The 22,880-nt window shown below is 63.6% G+C and carries 19 protein-coding genes and 1 riboswitch; of the genes, 11 read left to right on the top strand and 8 right to left on the bottom strand.

What is annotated here, in order from left to right:
- Positions 1–146: 146 nt before the first annotated feature.
- Positions 147–2,144 carry a transketolase gene (gene tkt, locus B2790_RS04300; RefSeq protein ID WP_286918329.1) on the bottom strand — a complete coding sequence of 666 codons (1,998 nt, stop codon included), beginning with the start codon at positions 2,142–2,144 and terminating at the stop codon, positions 147–149.
- A 345-nt stretch (positions 2,145–2,489) separates the two neighbouring features.
- Here tkt and B2790_RS04295 point away from each other — a divergent pair, with 345 nt between their 5' ends.
- The 4 genes from B2790_RS04295 to B2790_RS04280 all read left to right on the top strand — a co-directional run bounded on the left by B2790_RS04295 (position 2,490) and on the right by B2790_RS04280 (position 7,062).
- Complete coding sequence (locus B2790_RS04295) at positions 2,490–3,482, top strand: ArsR/SmtB family transcription factor (protein WP_025340884.1); 993 nt, start codon at positions 2,490–2,492, stop codon at positions 3,480–3,482.
- A gap of 18 nt (positions 3,483–3,500) precedes the next feature.
- Positions 3,501–4,691, top strand: coding sequence for a methionine adenosyltransferase (gene metK, locus B2790_RS04290; RefSeq protein ID WP_015272060.1), 1,191 nt, complete (start codon positions 3,501–3,503; stop codon positions 4,689–4,691).
- A gap of 145 nt (positions 4,692–4,836) precedes the next feature.
- Positions 4,837–6,537: an NAD-dependent DNA ligase LigB gene (gene ligB / locus B2790_RS04285; protein WP_286918328.1), complete on the top strand. Its 1,701-nt coding sequence runs from the start codon at positions 4,837–4,839 to the stop codon at positions 6,535–6,537.
- Between the two features lie 132 nt (positions 6,538–6,669).
- Positions 6,670–7,062, top strand: a complete 393-nt coding sequence (locus B2790_RS04280; protein ID WP_085614684.1) for a DUF1090 domain-containing protein — start codon at positions 6,670–6,672, stop codon at positions 7,060–7,062.
- Positions 7,063–7,197: 135 nt separating this feature from the next.
- On the opposite strand, the gene B2790_RS04275 is transcribed toward B2790_RS04280, so the two are convergent.
- The gene (locus tag B2790_RS04275; protein ID WP_084785287.1) at positions 7,198–7,644 is read right to left on the bottom strand and encodes a c-type cytochrome; all 447 of its coding nucleotides are present in this window, start codon (positions 7,642–7,644) and stop codon (positions 7,198–7,200) included.
- A gap of 119 nt (positions 7,645–7,763) precedes the next feature.
- On the opposite strand from B2790_RS04275, the gene B2790_RS04270 reads away from it, so the two are divergent.
- Entirely contained in the window at positions 7,764–8,915 is a 1,152-nt protein-coding gene (locus B2790_RS04270) for a murein transglycosylase A (RefSeq protein ID WP_286918327.1), read from the top strand.
- Positions 8,916–8,964: 49 nt separating this feature from the next.
- On the opposite strand, the gene B2790_RS04265 is transcribed toward B2790_RS04270, so the two are convergent.
- A complete protein-coding gene (locus B2790_RS04265; RefSeq protein WP_025340889.1) occupies positions 8,965–9,351 on the bottom strand; it encodes an MAPEG family protein in 387 nt (128 codons plus the stop codon).
- Positions 9,352–9,379: 28 nt separating this feature from the next.
- A complete protein-coding gene (locus B2790_RS04260; RefSeq protein WP_286918326.1) occupies positions 9,380–10,213 on the bottom strand; it encodes an EamA family transporter in 834 nt (277 codons plus the stop codon).
- Between the two features lie 320 nt (positions 10,214–10,533).
- On the opposite strand from B2790_RS04260, the gene B2790_RS04255 reads away from it, so the two are divergent.
- Complete coding sequence (locus tag B2790_RS04255) at positions 10,534–11,769, top strand: cation:proton antiporter (RefSeq protein WP_025340891.1); 1,236 nt, start codon at positions 10,534–10,536, stop codon at positions 11,767–11,769.
- Positions 11,770–11,801: 32 nt separating this feature from the next.
- On the opposite strand, the gene B2790_RS04250 is transcribed toward B2790_RS04255, so the two are convergent.
- Positions 11,802–12,203: an acyl-CoA thioesterase gene (locus B2790_RS04250; RefSeq protein WP_003257757.1), complete on the bottom strand. Its 402-nt coding sequence runs from the start codon at positions 12,201–12,203 to the stop codon at positions 11,802–11,804.
- A gap of 178 nt (positions 12,204–12,381) precedes the next feature.
- A riboswitch (S-adenosyl-L-homocysteine riboswitch) is annotated at positions 12,382–12,478 on the top strand.
- Between the two features lie 20 nt (positions 12,479–12,498).
- Here B2790_RS04250 and ahcY point away from each other — a divergent pair.
- The 5 genes from ahcY to B2790_RS04225 all read left to right on the top strand — a co-directional run bounded on the left by ahcY (position 12,499) and on the right by B2790_RS04225 (position 19,204).
- Positions 12,499–13,908, top strand: coding sequence for an adenosylhomocysteinase (gene ahcY, locus B2790_RS04245; protein WP_025340892.1), 1,410 nt, complete (start codon positions 12,499–12,501; stop codon positions 13,906–13,908).
- A 165-nt stretch (positions 13,909–14,073) separates the two neighbouring features.
- A complete protein-coding gene (metF, locus tag B2790_RS04240) occupies positions 14,074–14,919 on the top strand; it encodes a methylenetetrahydrofolate reductase [NAD(P)H] (protein WP_025340893.1) in 846 nt (281 codons plus the stop codon).
- A gap of 92 nt (positions 14,920–15,011) precedes the next feature.
- Positions 15,012–16,082 carry a hypothetical protein gene (locus tag B2790_RS04235; protein ID WP_286918325.1) on the top strand — a complete coding sequence of 357 codons (1,071 nt, stop codon included), beginning with the start codon at positions 15,012–15,014 and terminating at the stop codon, positions 16,080–16,082.
- A 227-nt stretch (positions 16,083–16,309) separates the two neighbouring features.
- Positions 16,310–17,098 carry a substrate-binding periplasmic protein gene (locus tag B2790_RS04230; protein ID WP_286918324.1) on the top strand — a complete coding sequence of 263 codons (789 nt, stop codon included), beginning with the start codon at positions 16,310–16,312 and terminating at the stop codon, positions 17,096–17,098.
- Positions 17,099–17,317: 219 nt separating this feature from the next.
- Positions 17,318–19,204: a DEAD/DEAH box helicase gene (locus B2790_RS04225; RefSeq protein ID WP_286918323.1), complete on the top strand. Its 1,887-nt coding sequence runs from the start codon at positions 17,318–17,320 to the stop codon at positions 19,202–19,204.
- A 158-nt stretch (positions 19,205–19,362) separates the two neighbouring features.
- On the opposite strand, the gene B2790_RS04220 is transcribed toward B2790_RS04225, so the two are convergent.
- From B2790_RS04220 to B2790_RS04210, 3 genes are all read right to left on the bottom strand, one after another.
- On the bottom strand, positions 19,363–19,941 hold the full coding sequence (locus tag B2790_RS04220; RefSeq protein ID WP_286918322.1) for a YceI family protein: 579 nt from the start codon (positions 19,939–19,941) through the stop codon (positions 19,363–19,365).
- Positions 19,942–19,975: 34 nt separating this feature from the next.
- The gene (locus B2790_RS04215) at positions 19,976–20,527 is read right to left on the bottom strand and encodes a cytochrome b (protein WP_025340898.1); all 552 of its coding nucleotides are present in this window, start codon (positions 20,525–20,527) and stop codon (positions 19,976–19,978) included.
- A 273-nt stretch (positions 20,528–20,800) separates the two neighbouring features.
- A complete protein-coding gene (locus B2790_RS04210; protein ID WP_286918321.1) occupies positions 20,801–22,654 on the bottom strand; it encodes a flavin monoamine oxidase family protein in 1,854 nt (617 codons plus the stop codon).
- Positions 22,655–22,880 lie beyond the last annotated feature (226 nt).

The raw sequence follows: 22,880 nt of genomic DNA, 5'->3' as shown, positions 1-22,880 counted from the left end.
TGGCTCGCTAACGCATGATGGCTGTTGGGGCCGCGTTGCGGCCCATCGCGACGCAAGGCCGCTCCCACAGGGAACGCGTACGCAGTACCTTGTGGGAGCGGCCTTGTGTCGCGAAACGAGGGCGAAGCCCTCGCCTTACGCCTGTATCAGTCTTCCAGCAGCTCTTCGGCAGTACCGAGGATGTTCTCCAGGGTGAAGCCGAACTCTTCGAACAGTGCCGAAGCCGGCGCCGACTCACCGTAGGTGGTCATGCCGATGATACGACCTTCCAGGCCGACGTACTTGTACCAGAAGTCGGCGTGAGCGGCTTCGATGGCGATACGCGCACCTACTTCCAGCGGCAGCACGGACTGCTTGTAGGCAGCGTCCTGGGCATCGAACACGCTGGTGCACGGCATGGAAACCACGCGCACCTTGCGGCCTTGTTCGGTCAGCTTGGCGTGCGCCTGAACAGCCAGGCCCACTTCGGAACCGGTGGCGATCAGGATCAGCTCAGGCTCGCCGGCGCAGTCCTTGAGCACGTAGCCACCGCGGCTGATGTCGGCGATCTGCTGGGCATCGCGGTCCTGATGCTGCAGGTTCTGGCGCGAGAAGATCAGCGCCGAAGGGCCGTCCTTGCGCTCCAGGGCGTTTTTCCAGGACACGGCGGATTCCACCGCGTCGGCTGGGCGCCAGGTGTCCAGGTTCGGCGTGCTGCGCAGGCTGGTCAGTTGCTCGATCGGCTGGTGAGTCGGGCCGTCTTCGCCCAGGCCGATGGAGTCGTGGGTGTAGACGTGGATCACGCGCTGCTTCATCAGTGCCGACATGCGCACTGCGTTGCGGGCGTACTCCATGAACATCAGGAAGGTCGCGCCGTAAGGCACCAGGCCACCGTGCAGGGCAACGCCGTTCATGATGGCGGTCATGCCGAACTCGCGCACGCCGTAGAACACGTAGTTGCCGCTGGCGTCGTTGGCTTCGACACCCTTGCAGCCCTTCCACAGGGTCAGGTTGGAACCGGCCAGGTCGGCCGAACCGCCGAGGAACTCTGGCAGCAGCGGGCCGAAGGCGTTCAGGGCGTTCTGGCTGGCCTTGCGGCTGGCGATGGTTTCGCCCTTGGCGGCCACTTCGTTGATGTAGGCCTGGGCCTTCTCGCTGAAGTCGGCCGGCAGCTCGCCGCTGTCACGGCGCTTGAACTCGGCAGCCAGCTCCGGGTAGGCCTTGGCGTAGGCGTCGAAGCGCTGGTTCCAGTCGGCTTCGGCCTTGGCACCGGCAGCCTTGGCGTCCCACTCGGCGTAGATCTCGGCCGGGATTTCGAACGGGCCGTGGTTCCAGTTCAGTTCCTTGCGGGCCAGGGCGATTTCGTCGTTGCCCAGCGGTGCGCCGTGGCAGTCTTCCTTGCCCTGCTTGTTCGGCGAGCCGAAACCGATGATGGTCTTGCAGCAGATCAGGGTCGGGCGATCGCTCTTGCGAGCGGTCTCGATGGCGATCTTGATCTCGTCGGCGTCATGGCCGTCGACGTTGCGGATCACCTGCCAGTTGTAGGCTTCGAAGCGCGCCGGGGTGTTGTCGGTGAACCAGCCGTGCACTTCGCCGTCGATGGAAATGCCGTTGTCGTCGTAGAAGGCGATCAGCTTGTTCAGGCCCAGGGTGCCGGCCAGCGAGGCGACTTCGTGGGAGATACCTTCCATCATGCAGCCGTCGCCGAGGAACACGTAGGTGTTGTGGTCGACGATGTTGTGGCCGTCACGGTTGAACTGGGCGGCAAGCACTTTTTCGGCCAGGGCGAAGCCCACGGCGTTGGCGATACCCTGGCCGAGCGGGCCGGTGGTGGTCTCGACGCCTGGGGTGTAGCCGTATTCCGGGTGGCCCGGGGTGCGGCTGTGCAACTGGCGGAAGCCTTTGATGTCATCGATGGTGACGTCGTAGCCGGTCAGGTGCAGCAGCGAGTAGATCAGCATCGAGCCGTGGCCGTTGGACAGCACGAAGCGGTCACGGTCGGCGAAACTCGGGTTGCTCGGGTTGTGCTTCAGATAGTCGCGCCAAAGCACTTCGGCGATATCCGCCATGCCCATGGGGGCACCTGGGTGGCCGCTGTTGGCCTTTTGCACGGCATCCATGCTAAGGGCACGAATGGCGTTGGCACGTTCACGACGGCTGGGCATCGCTGATCTCCTGGGGGGCTTGAATAGGTGGTGTCACGAAAAAAGGCGGCCATTTTCGCCCACTGGGGGGGCTTGGGGCAATGACGTATGGTCGCAGTCGGGGGATTTTCCTCTGATTGGCACTGATTTCGGGTAAAAATCCGGGGAACGGTGCTGGCTTCTTCGCGGGCTCGCCCGCTCCCACAGATTCATCACGGGGCTTGGGAGCTGTGCCGAACCTGTGGGAGCGGGCGAGCCCGCGAAGAAGCCAGCAATGGCAACCCCGCACTCCGCCCATCAGCCAATATCAAAACTTTTTGATATTGGCCTTGCTAGGGCAACGATGCCTGTCTAGACTGCCGCACCATGAACCTCCGTGCGCAATCGATCCCCGAGCAACGCGAAGCATTGGCAGCCCTGTGCAAAGCCAGTGGCGACGAGTTGCGCCTGAACGTATTGCGCGCCTTGGCCAACGATTCGTTCGGCGTGCTGGAGCTGGCGCAGATCTTCGACGTGGGCCAGTCGGGCATGAGCCACCACCTGAAGGTGCTGGCCCAGGCCGAGCTGGTGGCGACCCGCCGCGAGGGCAATGCCATCTTCTACCGCCGCGCCCTGCCCGACAGCCTGCGCCTGGGCGGTCGGCTGCACGCGGCGCTGCTCGAAGAAGTGGACGACCTGGCCCTGCCGCCTGACGTGCAGGCGCGCATCGCCCAGGTACAGCAACGCCGCGCAGCCACCAGCCAGGACTTCTTCCTGCGTGTGGAAGAGAAATTCCGCGCCCAGCAAGACCTGATCGCCGGCCTGCCGCAGTACCGCGAAAGCCTGCTGGCGCTGCTCGACAAACTGAATTTCGACCCGGCCGCCAGCGCCCTGGAGGTCGGCCCCGGTGACGGTGGCTTCCTGCCCGACCTGGCCCGGCGCTTCGCCCAGGTCACCGCCCTGGACAACAGCCCGACCATGCTCGAACTGGCGCGCCAGGTGTGCCAGCGCGAAGGGCTCGACAACGTGAACCTGCAGTTGGCCGATGCACTGGGTGCAACGGATGTGGCCGCCGACTGCGTTGTGCTGAACATGGTGCTGCACCATTTCAGCGACCCGGCCCTGGCCTTGCGCCAGCTGGCCAAACGGGTGAAGGCAGGCGGCAGCCTGCTGGTAACCGAACTGTGCAGCCATGACCAGGGGTGGGCGCGCGAAGCCTGCGGCGACCTGTGGCTTGGCTTCGAACAGGACGACCTGGCCCGTTGGGCCAACGCCGCCGGGCTGGCCCCCGGGGACAGCCTGTACGTGGGCTTGCGTAACGGTTTCCAGATCCAGGTCCGCCATTTCCAGCGGACGGCTGGCGACATACAACATCGGTAAATTTCAGGAACCTTCGAGATGAGCGAATACTCCCTTTTCACCTCCGAGTCCGTGTCCGAAGGGCATCCGGACAAGATCGCCGACCAGATTTCGGACGCCGTCCTTGATGCCATCATCGCCCAGGACAAATACGCCCGCGTAGCCTGCGAAACCCTGGTCAAGACCGGTGTCGCCATCATCGCCGGCGAAGTCACCACCTCCGCCTGGGTCGACCTGGAAGAGCTGGTGCGCAAGGTCATCATCGACATCGGCTACAACAGCTCCGACGTCGGTTTCGACGGCGCCACCTGCGCCGTGATGAACATCATCGGCAAGCAGTCGGTGGACATCGCCCAGGGCGTCGACCGCTCCCGCCCGGAAGACCAGGGCGCCGGTGACCAGGGCCTGATGTTCGGCTACGCCAGCAACGAGACCGACGTGCTGATGCCGGCACCGATCTGCTTCTCGCACCGTCTGGTCGAGCGCCAGGCCGAAGCGCGCAAATCGAAGCTGCTGCCATGGCTGCGCCCGGACGCCAAGTCACAGGTCACCTGCCGTTACGAAAATGGCAAGGTGGTCGGTATCGACGCCGTGGTGCTGTCGACCCAGCACAACCCTGAGGTTTCGCAGAAAGACCTGCAGGAAGCCGTGATGGAGCTGATCGTCAAGCACACCCTGCCTGCCGAACTGCTGCACAAGGGCACCCAGTACCACATCAACCCGACCGGCAACTTCATCATCGGTGGCCCGGTGGGTGACTGCGGCCTGACCGGGCGCAAGATCATCGTCGACTCCTACGGCGGCATGGCCCGCCATGGTGGTGGCGCGTTCTCCGGCAAGGACCCGTCCAAGGTCGACCGTTCCGCCGCCTACGCCGGCCGCTACGTGGCCAAGAACATCGTCGCCGCCGGCCTGGCCGAGCGTTGCGAGATCCAGGTTTCGTACGCCATCGGCGTGGCCCAGCCGACCTCCATCTCGATCAACACCTTCGGTACCGGCAAGGTCTCCGACGACAAGATCATCCAGCTGGTGCGCGAGTGCTTCGACCTGCGTCCTTACGCCATCACCACCATGCTCGACCTGCTGCACCCGATGTACCAGGAAACCGCTGCCTACGGCCACTTCGGCCGTACCCCGCAGCAGAAGACGGTCGGCGACGACACCTTCACCACCTTCACCTGGGAGCGCACTGACCGCGCCCAGTCGCTGCGTGACGCTGCCGGCCTGTAAGTTTCCTACGGCGCTGGACGAAAGCCCCTGCCGAGCAATCGGCAGGGGCTTTTTTGTGACATATGGGCTGACAAACGCTGCATGGCGACCCGCACGCTACCTGCCTAGGCTGAGGGCTCCCACCCGCCATGCAAGGATGCTGGCCATGCCGCTCATGCTGTTGTTCGCCGTACTGCTCGCACTCCAGGCCCCACTGATTTGGGCCGGCCAATGCCCCAAGTGGAACCCGCAACAAGTTGAAACTGAAGTGGCCCAACTGCGTGCCACGCTCGCCCACTGGGACGACCACTACCATCGCCAGGGCATTGCGCTCGTACCCGATGAACTCTATGACCAGAGCCGCCAGCGCCTGGCGCACCTGCAGCAATGCTTTGGCATTGCGACCACCCCGTCCCCGCTGGCCAGCGCTGGCGGGCCAATCCCGCATCCGGTGCCACATACCGGCGTCGACAAGCTGGCCGACCGCCTGGCTGTAGAACGCTGGCTGGCCGGCAAGGCCGATGTCTGGGTGCAGCCAAAGGTCGATGGCGTAGCGGTATCCCTCATCTACCGACAGGGCCGGCTGGTGCAGTTGATCAGCCGGGGGGACGGCGTGCAGGGGCACGACTGGAGCCGCCACATCCCCCTGCTCGACGCAATCGACCGGCAGCTGCCCCAGGCCATCGACCTGCAACTGCAGGGCGAACTTTACCTGCGCCTGGATGCGCATGTGCAAGCCCAGGCAGGCAGCGCCAACGCCCGAGGGACGGTAGCCGGGCTGCTGGCTCGCAAGCAGCTGAGTGGTGAGCAAGGCGAGCGCATCGGCCTGTTCGTGTGGGACTGGCCGCAAGGCCCCGAGCAGCTGGCCGAACGCCTCGCGAAGCTGGCGGAACTGGGTTTTGCGCACAGCCAGGATTACAGCGTCGCCATAGAAACAGCGGACGATGCCGCGCACTGGCGTGAGTACTGGTACCGCTCACCCCTGCCCTTCGCCACCGATGGCGTGGTGTTGCGCCAAGGCGTCCGGCCGCCGGCCGAGCGCTGGCAGGCCAAGGCACCCTACTGGATCGCGGCGTGGAAGCACCCGTACACGCAGGCCCTGGCTGAAGTGCGCGAAGTACGCTTCCGCGTTGGCCGCACAGGCAGGGTCACGCCAGTGTTGCACGTGCTGCCGGTTACCCTGGACGACCGGCGAATCACCCAGGTGAGCCTGGGCTCGCTGGCACGCTGGCTCAAGCTCGACATCCGCCCCGGTGACCAGGTGGCCGTCAGCCTTGCCGGGCTGACCATCCCACGCCTGGAGCAAGTGGTGCACCGCGCCGCCGAGCGCCAACCGGTAACCGCACCAGCGCCCGGCCAACATCATGCCCACAGTTGCTGGCAGGCCAGCGAAGGCTGCGAGGACCAGTTCATCGCCCGCCTCACCTGGCTCAGCGGCAAGCAGGGGCTGGCCCTGCCGCGCACCGGCCCCGGCACCTGGCGCCGACTGGTGGCTGCCGGGCTGGTGACCTCGATGACCGACTGGCTGCATCTGGATGCCGAGCGCCTGAGCCAGGTAGCCGGTATCAGTGACGCAACGGCTGCGCAGTTGCTGGGCAGTTTCGAGCAAGCCCGCTCACGACCCTTTGCCCAATGGCTGCGCGGGCTGGGCACACCCACGCCCACCGGCATGCAGGTGACAGGCGACTGGCTGGAGCTTGCTGCCCGCACAACCCTTGAATGGCAAGCCATGCCCGGTATCGGCGAAAAGCGCGGGCAACAGCTTGCTGGATTTTTTGCAACCACCGAGGTTCAAGCCATTGCAACGCAACTGGCGACGGCAGGGATCGACGGATTCCGGATCGACAGGCAAAGCATCGAGCAATGATTATTTACCAATTTACCCGTAGGAAAATCCCGAGATTAAGCCGGAAAACCCCAACAAGGGTTTCTAAATGGACAAAACCAAGGCAGGATTTCCCCCAACTTTTGCTGCCCCGCCCCGTCAAGGAGGCTTTTAATGAAACGTATTTCGACCCTTTTCCTGCTCGCGACACTGGGCCTGGCCGCTGGCGCCGTACAAGCCGCCCAGCCGGATGCCGGCCTGACCGGTTGCGCCGCCAAGCGTAGCGCCATCGAGAACCAGTTGAAGATTGCCCGTGACCACGGCAACAACGATCAGGCCGCGGGGCTTGAAGAGGCGCTGCGAGGGGTCGACAACTGCACCGATGCCGGCCTGCGCAAGGAACGTGAGCAGAAGGTGCTCGACGCCCGTCACGAAGTGGCACAGCGGGAAAAGGACTTGAAGAAAGCCGAGAAGAAAGGCGATTCGGAGAAGATCAACAAGCGCAAGGACAAGCTGGCCGAGTCGCGCAAGGAGCTGCAGGAAGCGGTGGAAGATCTGGATCGCTGACAGAGATTCGAATACTGCGTTGCCTTTACTGGCCTCATCGCCGGCAAGCCGGCTCCCACAGGTACTGCATTGCACTCAAGGGCAGCGTGATACCTGTGGGAGCTGGCTTGCCGGCGATGAGGCCGCAACAGGCCATCAATGATTACGAAACTCAGAATGACAGGCCTTGCAAGCCGCTTCGACCTTGTCCATCGGCGCCTTCAGCTGCGCAGCGTCCAGCGGCTGGCCGCGGGTGACATCGACCAGTTCGCCAGTGACGCCTTCCAGCTGCCGGGCCAGGTCATGAAAGCGTGCCTGACGTTCCCATACCTCGGCACGCGCGCTACTGTCGCCACCATCACGCGCCTGTGGGAAGTGCTGCCAGGGCTGGTGCGAAAGGTTGTCCAGCTTCAGCGCACCGTCGGCAAACTTCACCCCGTCGAACGGCAACCGCCCACGCAACATGCCGCCCAGGTCTTCGCTGGTCTTGAGCATGTCCTTGAAGATCACCTTGCGCTTGCCCAGCGGGGAGTTCGGGTCAACCCGGTCACAACCACCCAGGGCCAGTGCTGCCAGCAGAACAACGGTCAATCGCTTCAACATCACGGTCACTTCGGCCTACGCAAATGGGCGGCCAGTATCGCTGCCCAGCGGCCAAAGACCAATAGCCACATAAAAAACAGGGGCGAATATCCGTGTTCACCCATGACAGGAACGTACTCATGAAATCTGCCCTGCGCCATCTGGCCTGGACACTCCCGGCGCTGGCCCTGCTGGCCGGCTGCAACGGTGGCGAAAGCGCCAAACCCGAGCCCCATGCCATCGCCACCTACGCCAATGCCACCTGGCAGGACCTGCCTGCCGTCAGCGACAGCGACCTGGTGGCGGGCTTCCAGGCCTGGCGCAACGGCTGTGAAAAGCTCAAGCGCGACAGCGTCTGGGCCAGCACCTGCGAAGCAGCCGCCAGCGTGCCCGACAATGCCTTGCAAGTGCGCGCCTTCCTGCAACAGAACCTGCAGGTATACGGCCTGCGTTCGGCCGAAAACAATGCCAACGGCCTGATCACCGGTTACTACGAACCGGTCTACCCTGGCAGCCTGAGCCAATCGACAACCAACCACGTGGCGGTCTACGGCATTCCCGACGACATGATCGTGGTCGACCTGGCCAGCGTGTACCCCGAACTCAAGGGCAAGCGCCTGCGCGGTCGCCTCGATGGCCGGGTGCTAAAGCCTTACGACACCGCCGAGGTGATCAACCGTGACGGCGTCAAGGCACCGGTGCTGGCCTGGCTGACCGACCCGATGGACCTGCAGTTCCTGCAGATCCAGGGTTCCGGCCGGGTACAACTGGAAGATGGCCGCCAACTGCGCCTGGGTTACGCCGACCAGAACGGCCACCCCTACCGGCCGATCGGGCGCTGGCTGGTGGAACAAGGCCAGTTGAAGAAGGAAGAAGTGAGCATGGGCGCCATTCATGCCTGGGCCCAGGCCAACCCGCAGCGGGTGCCGGAACTGCTCGCCAGCAACCCCAGCTACGTGTTCTTCAGCACACGCCCGGACAGCAACGAAGGGCCGCGGGGCTCGCTGAACGTGCCGCTGACCGCTGGCTACAGCGTGGCCATCGACCGCAAGGTGATTCCGCTGGGCAGCTTGCTGTGGCTGTCCACCACTCGCCCGGACGGTACGCCGGTGGTACGCCCGGTGGGGGCTCAGGATACCGGTGGGGCAATTACTGGCGAGGTGCGCGCCGACCTGTTCTGGGGCACTGGGCCGGAAGCTGGAGAACTGGCCGGGAACATGAAGCAGCAGGGGCAGATCTGGATGCTGTGGCCCAAGGGCAAGCCGCTGCCCGAGGTGCCGAAAGTGCCTTGATCGGCGGGCGATTCTTCGCGGGCTCGCCCGCGAAGAAGGCGACGCGATCTCAGATGGAAACCACGAAGAAGGCCACGATCATCGCCATCCCGGCAAACCACACCAGCGATCGCAGCATGGCCCAGTCGGCCAGGTAACAGATGATGTAGAGCAACCGGCTGGTGATGTACATCACCCCCAGCACATCCTGGGTCACCTGCTCGGCATTGCCGACGATATCCGCCACCAGCACCGCCGCGGCAAATGCCGGGAAGGCCTCGAAACTGTTCTGCTGGGCAGCATGCGCGCGCCGCGGCAACCCGGACAGGGTATCCAGGAACGCGCGCGGGTCGTGGTTGTCACGCAAGCGGAAGCGGCCACTACCGACTTTGGCGATCAACGCACACAGTGGCGGCAAGAACAGCGCGATCAGGATGCACCACAGGGCAACAGTCATGGACAGGACTCCTTGTTCAGTCTTCGGGTCAAAGCTTCATTACCAGCATGCCGGCCAACACCAGCCCGCAAGCTAGGAGTCTCGGTCCGCCAAAAGGTTCTTTCAGGTAGCGCATGCCCAGCAGCACCACCAGGATCACGCTCAACTCCCGCAACGCCGCCGCTTCGGCCACCGACCCCAGGTGCATGGCCCACAGCACCAACGCGTAACTGAGCAATACACACAGCCCAACCGCCAGCCCCAGGCGCCACTGCAGGCGCCAGAACAACACGAACGGCGTACGCCGCGTCACGCTGGCAAGCAACGGGAAGGGCCAGGCACTGAGCAAGGTCAGCCACACCAGGTAATCCCAGGGTTTGCCCCACAAGCGCACGGCCTGGCCGTCGAACCAGGTGTAGCAGCCAATGCATAGGCCGATCAGGGCAACCACCGGCAGCATCGACCAGGGCAGCCGGTCACCGCCACCGCCCTGCCACAACAGGCAGGCCATGCCACAGGGGATCAGCAGGATGCCGATGATCTGCTGCTGGCTCAGCGATTCGCCGGCAAAGGCCAGGGTCAGCCCCAGCACCACCAGCGGCGACAGCCCGCGCATCAGAGGATAGACCAGCCCCAGGTCGCCCACGCGGTAGGCCTGGATCAACAGGAAGCGATATAGCTGCTCAGCCAGCGCCGACGCCAGCAGCCAGGGCCAGATGTTGGCCGGCGGTACCTCGACGAAGGGCACCGCCAGCACCGCGAAGGCCAACGCCACCGTATCCATGCTGGCGATCACCAGCAGGCGCTCGCCGCTGAATTTGATCAGGGTATTCCAGGTCGCATGCAGCAGGGCAGCGACCAACACCAGGGAAGTTGCCAGCACGCCTTCTTATCCTTGTGGCTTTTTATGTTGGTGAATATACAGCGCTCGAGGGGACCATTGTGGGAGCGGGCATGCCCGCGAAGAAAGCAACTTGGTGCATGTCACCGGCTTTGCCGGTGTTCGCGGGCATGCCCGCTCCCACAGAGACCGCGCCAGCCTTCGGGTTTTGCACAAGCCAGGGTATGCGATACAACCTTCTGGATGGGAACGTTTCAAACGAATCCGGTCAAACCCTGTGTCCCGAACCCCGCGCCAGGTCATCAAAGAACTGCTCGAGCCATTCGGGTTACGACTTGGAAGCCACTGTTACAGGATTCGGGATGCTTGAACTAGTTGCCGCGTTTATCTGCCTTACCACCCTCCTCACCTATGTAAATTACCGTTTCATCGGCCTGCCCCCTGCCATCGGCGTGATGGTCACGGCGCTGCTGTTTTCCCTGATGCTGCAGGGCTTGAGCCTGATCGGCTTCCCTGGCCTGGAAGCGCGCGTCGAAGGGCTGATGAACCAGATCGACTTCAACGACCTGCTGATGCACTGGATGCTGGCGTTCCTGCTGTTCGCCGGCGCCTTGCACGTCAACCTCTCCGACCTGCGCAGCTACCGCTGGCCCATCGGCCTGCTGGCCACCGTCGGCGTACTGATTGCCACCGTGGTCATCGGCTACCTGTCGCACTGGGTGTTCGCCCTGTTCGGCTGGCAGGTGCCGCTGATCTACTGCCTGCTGTTCGGTGCGCTGATCTCGCCCACCGACCCGATTGCCGTGCTGGGCGCGCTACGTACAGCCAATGCCTCCAAACCGCTGAAAACCACTATCGTCGGCGAGTCGCTGTTCAACGACGGCACTGCGGTGGTGGTGTTCACCGTGTTGCTGGGCATCATCCAGCTGGGCGAGACGCCGAGCATGACCGACACCGCGATCCTGTTCGCCCGCGAGGCCATCGGCGGCGTGGTGTTTGGCGGCCTGATCGGCTACGCCACCTACCGCATGATCAAGAGCGTCGAGCAATATCAGGTGGAAGTGATGCTGACCCTGGCGCTGGTCATTGGCGGCTCGGCGATGTGCTACGAGCTGCACGTTTCGGCGCCGATCGCCATGGTGGTGGCCGGGCTGATCATCGGCAACCTGGGGCGCAACCTGGCAATGAACGACATGACCCGTCGCTACATGGACGGCTTCTGGGAACTGATCGACGACATGCTCAACGCACTGCTGTTCGCGTTGATCGGCCTGGAACTGTTGCTGCTGCCATTCAACTGGATGCACCTGGCGGCCGGCAGCGTGCTGGCGCTGGCGGTGCTGCTGTCGCGGCTGCTGACCGTGGCCCCGGCGATCGTGCTGCTGCGCCGCTGGCGCCCGGTGCCCAAGGGCACGGTACGGGTGCTGACCTGGGGTGGCCTGCGCGGTGGGGTGTCGGTTGCCCTGGCACTGTCGCTGCCACTGGGCGAGGAACGTGACCTGCTGCTGTCGATCACCTACATCGTGGTGCTGTCGTCGATCCTGGTGCAGGGGTTGAGCATTGGGCGAGTGGTGCGCAAGGTGAGCGCTCAGCCTTGAGATCCTGGGGCCGCTTTGCGGCCCCAGAATGCTCACTCCACTGCCGAATCCGGGAACTGGTCCTGGATGTACTTGATCTCGGTCCGCCCATGCGCCGCCGGCAACCCATCCTCGCCAAGGTTGACGAAGACCATCTTGTCGACTGTGAGGATGGCCTTGCGGGTGATCTTGTTGCGCACTTCGCACTTGAGTGTGATCGAGGTGCGGCCGAACTCGGTGGCGGTGATGCCCAGCTCGATGATGTCGCCCTGGCGCGAGGCACTGACGAAGTTGATTTCCGATATGTACTTGGTCACCACGCGCTGGTTGCCCAGCTGGACGATGGCATAGATCGCCGCCTCTTCGTCGATCCAGCGCAACAGGCTGCCACCGAACAAAGTGCCGTTTGGGTTGAGGTCTTCGGGTTTAACCCACTTGCGGGTATGAAAGTTCATCTGTACTCCTGACCTGCTTGGCTAACGTGTAGCAATGATGGCAGAGCGGCCGCTGTCGCTCCATTGAACATCGACTATCGTCGCGATTAATCGACAGAAAACCTTGGGCAAGCCGGCGGGCGCGGCTATAATCTCCGCCGCTTCACATGGCCGCCCACAGCGGCGCCATGCCCGCCACCCGTCCGAGGGGCGCTGCAGCAGGCTAGGCCTGTCAGGCTCGGATGGGGCGTTGCTCGCTCTCGCGGGCGCTTAACGCACAACGGCGCCCATTCGCACACTACGAATGGAGGCTCTCATGAGCGCTGCAAACATGCCTGCTGGTTTTACCGATTACAAAGTCGCCGACATCTCCCTGGCCGCCTGGGGTCGTCGCGAAACCATCATCGCCGAATCGGAAATGCCTGCACTGATGGGCCTGCGTCGCAAGTACCTGGCCGAGCAACCGCTCAAGGGTGCGAAGATCCTGGGCTGCATCCACATGACCATCCAGACCGCCGTGCTGATCGAAACCCTGGTTGCCCTGGGTGCCGAAGTGCGCTGGTCGTCCTGCAACATCTTCTCCACCCAGGACCAGGCCGCCGCGTCCATCGCCGCCGCCGGTATCCCGGTGTTCGCCTGGAAAGGTGAAACCGAGCAAGAGTACGAGTGGTGCCTGGAGCAGACCATCCTCAAGGATGGCCAGCCATGGGACGCCAACATGGTCCTCGACGACGGTGGCGACCTGACCGAGCTGCTGCACAAGAAGTACCCGCAAGTGCTGGAGCGCGTGCACGGCGTGACCGAAGAGACCACCACCGGCGTGCACCGCCTGCTGGACATGCTGGCCAAGGGCGAGCTGAAAGTCCCGGCGATCAACGTCAACGACTCGGTTACCAAGAGCAAGAACGACAACAAGTACGGCTGCCGTCACAGCCTGAACGACGCCATCAAGCGTGGTACCGACCACCTGCTGTCGGGCAAGCAGGCCCTGGTGATCGGCTACGGTGACGTGGGCAAGGGCTCGGCCCAGTCCCTGCGTCAGGAAGGCATGATCGTCAAGGTCACCGAAGTAGACCCGATCTGCGCCATGCAGGCCTGCATGGACGGTTTCGAAGTGGTTTCGCCGTTCATCGACGGTATCAACAACGGCACCGAAGCCAGCATCGACAAGGCCCTGCTGGGCAAGATCGACCTGATCGTGACCACCACCGGTAACGTCAACGTCTGCGACGCCAACATGCTCAAGGCGCTGAAGAAGCGTGCCGTGGTGTGCAACATCGGCCACTTCGACAACGAGATCGACACCGCCTTCATGCGCAAGAACTGGGCCTGGGAAGAGGTCAAGCCGCAGGTGCACAAGATCCACCGCACCGGCGCTGGCAGCTTCGACCCGCAGAACGATGACTACCTGATCCTGCTGGCCGAAGGCCGCCTGGTAAACCTGGGTAACGCCACTGGCCACCCAAGCCGCATCATGGACGGTTCGTTCGCCAACCAGGTACTGGCGCAGATCTTCCTGTTCGAGCAGAAGTTCGCCGACCTGTCGGCCGAAAAGAAAGCCGAGCGCCTGACCGTTGAAGTACTGCCGAAGAAGCTCGACGAAGAAGTGGCCCTGGAAATGGTCCGCGGCTTCGGCGGCGTGGTCACTCAGCTGACCAAGCAGCAGGCCGACTACATCGGTGTCACCGTCGAAGGCCCGTTCAAGCCGCACGCCTACCGCTACTAAGCGGCAGCTTGAAGCTCCAAGCGGCAATCAAAGGCAGACCATGCCGTTGCCGCTTGCAGCTCAAGCATAAAGGATCTTGAACGATGCCCAAGCCAGGCCGGCCATAACCGATCTGGCTTTTACTTGCAGCCTGCCGCTTGAAGCTTGCTGCCAGAGGAACGCCTGATGTCCCAGGAACGCCGTTACAGTTTCGAGTTCTTCCCGACCAAGACCGATGCCGGTCACGAAAAGCTGATGGGCGTCGCCCGCCAGCTGGCCGCCTACAACCCGGACTTCTTCTCCTGCACCTACGGTGCCGGTGGCTCGACCCGCGACCGCACGCTGAACACCGTGCTGCAGCTGGAAAGCGAAGTGAAGGTACCTGCCGCACCGCACCTGTCGTGCGTAGGCGACACCAAGGCCGAACTGCGCGCCCTGCTGGCCGAATACAAGGCTGCAGGCATCAAGCGCATCGTCGCCCTGCGTGGCGACCTGCCATCGGGCATGGGCATGGCCAGTGGCGAACTGCGCTACGCCAGCGACCTGGTCGAATTCATTCGCCAGGAAACTGCCGATCACTTCCACCTGGAAGTGGCCGCCTACCCGGAGATGCACCCCCAGGCCCGCAACTTCGAGGCTGACCTGGCCAACTTCGTGCACAAGGTCAAGGCCGGTGCCGACAGCGCCATTACCCAGTACTTCTTCAACGCCGACAGCTACTTCTACTTCGTCGAGCGCGCGCAGAAGCTGGGCGTGGACATCCCGGTGGTACCCGGCATCATGCCGATCACCAACTACAGCAAGCTGGCGCGCTTCTCCGACGCCTGTGGCGCCGAGATCCCGCGCTGGATCCGCAAGCAGCTGGAAGCCTATGCCGACGACACCGCCAGCATCCAGGCATTCGGCGAAGAAGTGATCACCCGCATGTGCGAACAGCTGCTGCAAGGCGGCGCACCGGGCCTGCACTTCTACACCTTGAACCAGGCCGAGCCGAGCCTGGCGATCTGGAACAATCTGAAGCTGCCGCGCTGAAATTTTTTGCAAAATCTGTTTAAGATTTGATTAAGGCTTTGGTCATAGACTAAAGCCTTATTCATTTTCCGGTTACACAGGTCTTGCCTGCCATGCAGCCCCTCCAGCCATCGCGTCCACAGCTCGTCTACCTGGCTTTTGGCCCGGCAACCTACCATCAGGAAGCTTGCTTCAGCATCATCAGCGCCCTCGCCCATCTAGGCACGGGCGAAGCCATGGACATTCAGGTTTACACCGACAACCCACAGCCCTATGCCGGTCTGCCGGTCACCGTACACCTGCTGGACGAAGCCACACGCCAGGCATGGAACGCGCCTCACGGTTATCACTTTCGCAGCAAGCATGTGCTGTTGCGCCAGGTGCTGCAGCAACATCCGCTGGCAGTGCTGATCGACACCGACACCTTCTTCCGCAAGTCGCCGCTGGAGCTGTTCGCCCGGGTGGCCCCAGGCCGCCTGCTGTGCAATGCCATCGGCGCGCGCTACGGCAGCAACCAGAAGTGTCTGCTGTACAAGAACCTGCTGGCCATACTCGAGTCCAGGGGCCTGGCCGATTGCCAGATGCCACTGGTCAACTCCGGGGTCATCGGCCTCACCGCAGAAGACGCCGGCACCCTGGACCGCTCCATCGCCATGATGGACGAGTTCCACCCCCTGGCTCGCGAGGCCTATACCCTCGAGGAGTTCTGCCTGGCAGTGGCGGCCTACCGCACGCTGGAACTGGCCGAATGCACAGATGTCATCCACCACTACTGGAGCCGCAAGGCGCAGTTCCGCGCCAAGATCCAGGCCTGGCTGCGCAAGCACGGCGATGACCCGCTGAGCCACGCGGCGCTGGCCGACGTGTCCCTGGTCAATGACCAGCTGCCACGGCCGCCGACCCTGCAACGCCTGGGTTACAAGGCGCTGAGCATGACCCTGCCCAGCCACGAGCGCCAGTTCGCCCGCGAGCTGCTTTATGGCTGCTACCCCTACCCCAATGAGTTCGACCGCGCCTGCGCGCCGGCCTGGTGGGACAAGGCCCTGGAAAACCTCAACGCCCGCCATGGCCAGGTGGAGCCCGAGCAACTGCGCCAGTGCCTGCGTCACCCGGGGTTGCGCCTGTCGCTGGGCGAGCGGCGCAAGGATATCGAGGCGCATCTGCTGCGCACCTCCCAAGGCTGAGGTACCCGCAAAACCACTGCCTTGTGCAATTCCTGTGGGAGATTGCCCAGCCCTTTGGGCTGCGCTGTCGCGCAGAGAACTCAGTGCGCAAGCGGTCCGCGTACCGTGTGGGAGNNCCCCCCCCCCCCCACAGGGGCCGCGCATGCCTTTCAGTATTCGATCATGGCAATTGCCACGTTCAATCTCGGGCTCTGGCCATGCAACGGCCGAGCGCGTAATCTCCGGCCATGCCACACGTCGCCCGTCTGTTCTGGATCCTGTTGCTCGCCTGCCTGAGCCCGCTGGCCCTGGGCGAGCGCCTGCGCCTGGTGACCGACGACTGGGCACCCTATGCGTACCAGCACGACGGCCAGCCGCGCGGCATCGACTACGAAGTCACCACCCTGGTGTTCGAACGCCTTGGCGTCGAGGTGGAGTGGGAGTTCCTGCCATGGAAGCGCTGCCTGGCAATGATCGAGCAGGGCTCGGCCGACGGCATCATGGACATCTTCCAGACCGAGTCGCGCCAGCCCTACCTGGTGTACGCCCCCGAGCCCATGTCGGAGGTCGAGTTCGTCCTGTTCCAGGCCCGCGCACGTCGCCATGCCGTCAAGGCGCTGGATGACCTTGCCGGCCTCACCGTCGGCACCTCACCCGGCTACGCCTATGGTGCCGCGTTCAACGAGGCCGTACATTTCAGGCGCGAAGCAGCGCCTACCCATGAAGCCAACTTCGGCAAACTGATGCTGGGCCGCATCGACCTGGCAATCACCGACCGCAGGGTCGGACACTACCTGCTGCGGCATCTGGGCCTGCAACAGCAGGTCGAGGAGCTGCCGCTGGTGATAAGCCGCCAGGCGCAGTACCTGGGGCTGGCGCGCAAGCCGGGGCGGGAGGCATTGGCCCAGGCCTTCGCCGTGGAACTGCGGCGCTTCAAGCAGGAACCGGCCTATGCAGCGATCAGCAACCGCTACACAGGCGACATCGGAAACATTCTCAACGCCGTTGAGCAGCAGGAAAGCAGCACAGCACGATAGCTCTGTTATACTCGGGCCTTCCCGCCCGGCTCACGCCCGGACGCTCGGCCTCGCAACAGGCATCCCGATCGGCATCGACGCGCCTTCGCGTCCACCCTCCGCTAACCGGATGTGCAGTGAAAGCCCAGCTGGACCGGACGCGATCGCATCCCACCGATGCCCGTCGCGCCAGGCAGAACATCCCAAACGGGCCCAGCCCACACGAGAACAGGATTGCCCATGTCCTTTGCTTCCCTCGGTCTCTCCGAGGCTCTTGTCCGCGCTATCGAGGCTGCGGGCTACACCCAGCCGACCCCCGTGCAACAGCGGGCGATTCCCGCCGTGTTGCAAGGCCGCGACCTGATGGTCGCCGCACAGACAGGTACTGGTAAAACCGGCGGCTTCGCCCTGCCGATCCTCGAGCGCCTGTTCCCGGCCGGCCACCCCGACAAGTCGCAGCGCCATGGCCCGCGCCAACCTCGCGTGCTGGTCCTGACCCCGACCCGCGAACTGGCAGCCCAGGTGCATGACAGCTTCAAGGTCTATGCCCGTGACCTGCCACTGGTCAGCGCCTGCATTTTCGGCGGCGTCGGCATGAACCCGCAGATCCAGGCCATTGCCAAGGGTGTGGACGTGCTGGTCGCCTGCCCGGGCCGCCTGCTCGACCTGGCCGGCCAAGGCAAGGTTGACCTGGCCCACGTGGAAATCCTGGTGCTGGACGAAGCCGACCGCATGCTCGACATGGGCTTCATCCATGACGTCAAGAAGGTCCTCGCCCGTCTGCCGGCCAAGCGCCAGAACCTGTTGTTCTCGGCCACCTTCTCCAAGGACATCACCGACCTCGCCGACAAGCTCCTGCACAACCCGGAGCGTATCGAGGTCACCCCGCCGAACACTACCGTCGAGCGTATCGAGCAGCGCGTCTACCGCCTGCCCGCCAGCCACAAGCGCGCGCTGCTGGCGCACCTGATCACCCAGGGTGCCTGGGAACAGGTACTGGTGTTCACCCGCACCAAGCACGGCGCCAACCGCCTGGCCGAGTACCTGGAAAAGCACGGCCTGACCGCCGCTGCGATCCACGGCAACAAGAGCCAGAACGCCCGCACCAAGGCTCTGGCCGACTTCAAGGCCAACAGCGTGCGCGTGCTGGTCGCCACCGACATCGCCGCCCGTGGCCTGGACATCGACCAGTTGCCGCACGTGGTCAACTTCGAGTTGCCGAACGTCGAGGAAGACTACGTCCACCGTATCGGCCGTACCGGCCGTGCCGGGCGTTCGGGCGAGGCCATTTCCATGGTCGCGCCGGATGAAGAGAAGCTGCTCAAGAGCATCGAGCGGGTGACCAGGCAGAAGATCCCGGACGGCGACCTGATGGGCTTCGACGCCAGCCAGGTAGAGGCCGAGAAGCCTGAAGTACGCGAACGCCAGCAGAACAACGGCCGTGGTGGCCGCAACCAGCAGGCCCGCGGCGAAGGCGGCAAAGACGCCAACGGCGGCCGCAAGGACAAGGGCAAGGATAAAGGCAAGGCCAAGCAACAGGCTGCTGACAAGCCGGCCGACAAGGAAAAGAGCGGCGACAAGCAACAGCAGCAACGCAAGCCGCGTGACAAGAAGCCGCGCCAGCAGCAACAGCAGGCCAGCAACAGCAGCGCGCCGAAAGTGCCTGTCGACCGTGATCCGGAAGAGTTCCTGGACGACGATATCGACAACTTCGGCAACCGTGCCGACTATGTCAGCCCGTACCAGGGCAAGAACCAGGGCCGCAATCGCCGCCCGGGTGGCAGTGCCGGCCAAGGTCAGGGCCAGGGTAATGGCCAGCGCAGCAACGCCGGTGGCCAGGGTCGCAATAGCGGCCAGCCGCGCAGCAGCGGTGGCGGCGAGAAACGTCCGGCCCGCGCCAACAATGGTGGCGGCGCCCGTCGTGATGGTGGTGGCCGTGGGCGCCCGGCCCGTGACGATGCTGCCCGGCAGGAACCGGCCGTGCGCAACCCGCGCCAGCCGGAAAAACAGCCAGTGATCATCCGCAAGGAATCCAAGCTCGACCGTTATCCGACGCCAGAGCAACTGGATGACCTGCCGAGCCGCCCTCGCGGTGAGCGCCCGGCGCTGCTGACCCGCAAGGGCTGACAAAAAGTATGAGGGGGCCGCTTTGCGGCCCTTTCGCGACACAAGGCCGCTCCCACAGGTATTGCGCAGATTTCACTTGCAGCGCAATACCTGTGGGAGCGGCCTTGTGTCGCGAAAGGGCTGCGAAGCAGCCCCCTCGGTACTTCAGCTAAAGCAAATTACTTCTGCTTCACGCCTTCAACACTGATATCCAGGTCCAGGGTCTGCGAGGTAGCGCCCGGGCCCTTGATGCCGAAGTCGTTCAGGTTCAGCGTGGTGGTGGCGTTGAAACCAGCGCGCTCGCCGCCCCATGGGTCCTTGCCTTCACCGTTGAAGGTGGCCTTGAAGGTGACCGGCTTGGTCACACCGTGCATGGTCAGGTTGCCAGTCACGTCAGCAGTCTTGTCGCCAGTCGACTTGACGCTGGTGGAGACGAACTTGGCTTCCGGGTACTTCTTCACATCGAGGAAGTCGGCGCTGGAAATGTGCTTGTCACGCTCGGCGTGGTTCGACCACAGGCTGGCGGTTTTCAGGTCGACGTTGATCTTGCTGGCTTCAGGCTTGGCGCTGTCCCAGGTGAAGTTGCCGTCGAAGTCCTTGAAGGTACCGTGAATGAAGCTGTAGCCCAGGTGGCTGATCTTCCAGTCAACGAACGCGTGCTGGCCTTCCTTGTCGATCTTGTACTCGGCAGCCGTGGCCTGGCCGGCGGAGAGCAGAGCGGTACCGAGCGCCAGAGCGGCAAAAGTCTTTTTCAACATCCTTACTTCCTTCCTATGCAATTGAGGTTGAGAGTCAAGCTTTGCGGCCCAGCATGCGGGTCAGGGTCGCGTCACGGTCGATGAAATGGTGCTTGAGCGCTGCCAAGCCATGCAGCACGGCAAAAATCACCAAGCCCCAGGCCAGCCAAAGATGAATCACGCCAGCCAGGTCTGCCTGGTCGGGCAGGTCGCTGACCAGTGCCGGCACTTCGAACAGGCCGAACACCGGAATGCCGACACCGTCGGCGGTAGAAATCAGGTAACCGGCAATCATTACCGCGAACAGCCCCAGGTACAGGGCCAGGTGGCCCAACTTGGCTGCCAGGCGGGTAAGTGCGCCGTGGTTGGCCGGTGCCGGTGGTGGCGGGCTGATGAAGCGCCAGACCACCCGCAGCAGCATCACCGCCAGCAGCACCAGGCCGATGCTCTTGTGCAGGTCCGGGCCGGCCTTGCGCCAAGGGCTATAGTAGTCGAGGCCGACCATCCACAGGCCCAGGCCGAACAGGCCGAAGACTGCCAGAGCCACGCCCCAGTGCAGGACGATGCTGACCACGCCGTAGCGAGAAGATGAATTGCGCAGTTGCATGTTGACGTGTTTCCCCGTGAAAGCTGTGCACAGACTAACGCGTAATGCATCGAATAAAAGCGTAAAAAATTGCTTTGGATTATCGAGAAATCCGATATGTATTCTGTAAGCTTCCCATTAAGGAAACATTAACGATAGTTGGGTAATCAGCGGTTGCCAGTGCCGGCCCTATCGCCGGCAAGCCAGCTCCCACAGGTATTGCACAGGCCTTCGAACCTATGATGATCCTGTGGGAGCTGGCTTGCCGGCGATAGGGCCAGCAAAGTCAACAAATCAACCAGCCTTGGCCTGGGTATTGGCCACAGCTTTCTTGGCCGGTTCGGACTTGGCAGTCGCCTTTTTGGTCTGGGCTGGCTTGTGCTTCGGTGCACGCTTGGCAGGTGCAGCCTTGGTAGCAGCAGGCTTGGCCGCCGCTTCCTTGACCACAGGCGCTGGCGCAACCGGGGCCGGTGCGGCTTGCGGCGCTGGCGCAGGTGCCGGCGCCACTTCCTCGGCCTTGGCAATCGGCTCGGCCTTCACCTCAGGCTTGTCCGACCCGCCAAACAGGCGCTTGAAGAAGCCCGGCTTGTCCTGCTTGGCCTCATCGACCGGCTTCGGCTCGGCCTTGACCGGGGCCTTGTCAGCCTTGTCGCCCTTGTCGGAAGAACCACCGAACATGTTGGAGAAGAACCCGCCCTTGCTCTCCTTGGCCGCCACGGCGCCTGCAGCTGCTGCCGCCGCCACCGGTGCCGCCTTGGCCGGGTCGAACGACTTGCCGGCCAGCAGGTCCTGCACCTGGCTGGCCGCGCGCTGGCCACTGCGCAGGGCGCCTTCCAGGGTGCCTGGGTAGAGGGCGTCGGTATGCTCACCGGCAAAGGTGATGCGCTGCACCGGGCGCTCCCACAGGCGCCAGTACTTGCTGATCTGGCCCGGGCCATAGGCCAGGTAGGCGCCGCCGGTACCGGCGTCGGTGCTGTAGCGCTTGACCTCGTAGCCGGTGAACGAGCCACGGGCCTGTGGGTAGAACGCATGCAGGCGGATCAGCACCTGATCGACCATCTGCTTGTCGCCGAACGCCTGCAGCAGACGGGCGTTGTCGCCCGACAGGTTGATCACCACGTTGGCGCCACCCTTGAGCGCGGGTTCGATCCACAACATGCCCAAGCCTGCGTTACTGAAGATTTCGCCCGACATGCGCGCGCGGCTTTCCCACACCGGCTTCTTGAACTTAAGCATCAGCTGGTCGCGCCAGCCATAGTTGGTGCCCTTCAACGCCGCCAGGTGCTGGCTGTCCAGGCCCGGGGTCATCTGGATCTTGGCCAAGGCGCGCAGGGGCACGGCCATGACCAGGTAATCCGCCTGGTAGCCGACGCTGCCGACCTTGACCGTGACACCATCCTTGTCCTGAACGATGGAGGTCACAGGCGAACTGGTCTTGATGGTCTTCAGTTGCTTGACGAAGGCCTGGGCCAGCACCGGGCTGCCGCCGGGCAGGCGCGCGGCACGCAGGTCACGGTCGCTGACGCCACGATACACGCGGTTCTGCTGGGCAAAATACAGCAGCGACAGGCGCGATGGCTCATCGTAGCGGGTACGGATCTGCTGGTTGACCAGCTGACGGGCGGTGGTCGGCAGTTGCAGCTTGTCCAGCCAGGTAGAGACGTTGATCTGGTCGAGGGCGAACAGCGTGCTGTTGGCTTGCGGGTTCAGCGGGTCGTCGATCGAACGGGCCAGGTCATCGAGGGTTTTCTCGTAACGTTTGAGCGCATCGGCAGTAGCCGGCTGCTTGGTGGCCAGGTCGGTGGCGCTGAAATACTCGCCGTCGATCAGGTAACCGGGAGTACGCACAAACTCCGGTGCCGGCAGTGTTTCAAGTTTGAAACGGTCGAGGTACTGGTTGAGCACCGGCTGCGCCTTGGCGTTGCCGATCCACTCGCTGGTGGCCAGGCCCGAGCGCCCGCCCATGCCCGCCTTGGCTTCCAGCAGCGTCACCTGCCAGCCTTTATTCTGCAGCTCGTAGGCGGCCGTCAGGCCCGCCAGGCCGCCACCCACGACGATCGCCGAAGGTGTCTTGTCCTTTGCCAGCGCGGCGCCGCTGGACACACCAATCAATACCAACGCGCACAGGCGCACCCAAGCAGCAGCCATGTCGGCGAACTCCGAGTCAGGGGGTTACAGAAACGGGGAGAGGCAGGAATGCCCCGGGAGAGATGCGTTAAGAATACGTCAGGTCCGCCGACCCTGCCAGCGCAGTGACATCAAGTCCTTTTCGCCACTGACATTTTTGCCTGCAGCGATTCCACGCGGTGGCAAGCTCAGCTGGCAAGCCGATGAAAAGCGGCGGTTGTCCTGCCCTGCGGCATTGCTTAGGCTT

Origin of the sequence: Pseudomonas sp. UBA6753 (assembly GCF_002453565.1) — a bacterium.
Lineage (GTDB): Bacteria > Pseudomonadota > Gammaproteobacteria > Pseudomonadales > Pseudomonadaceae > Aquipseudomonas > Aquipseudomonas putida_Z.
The sequence above is the reverse complement of the archived record's forward strand: the minus strand, read 5'-3'. Positions and strand labels throughout refer to the sequence as shown.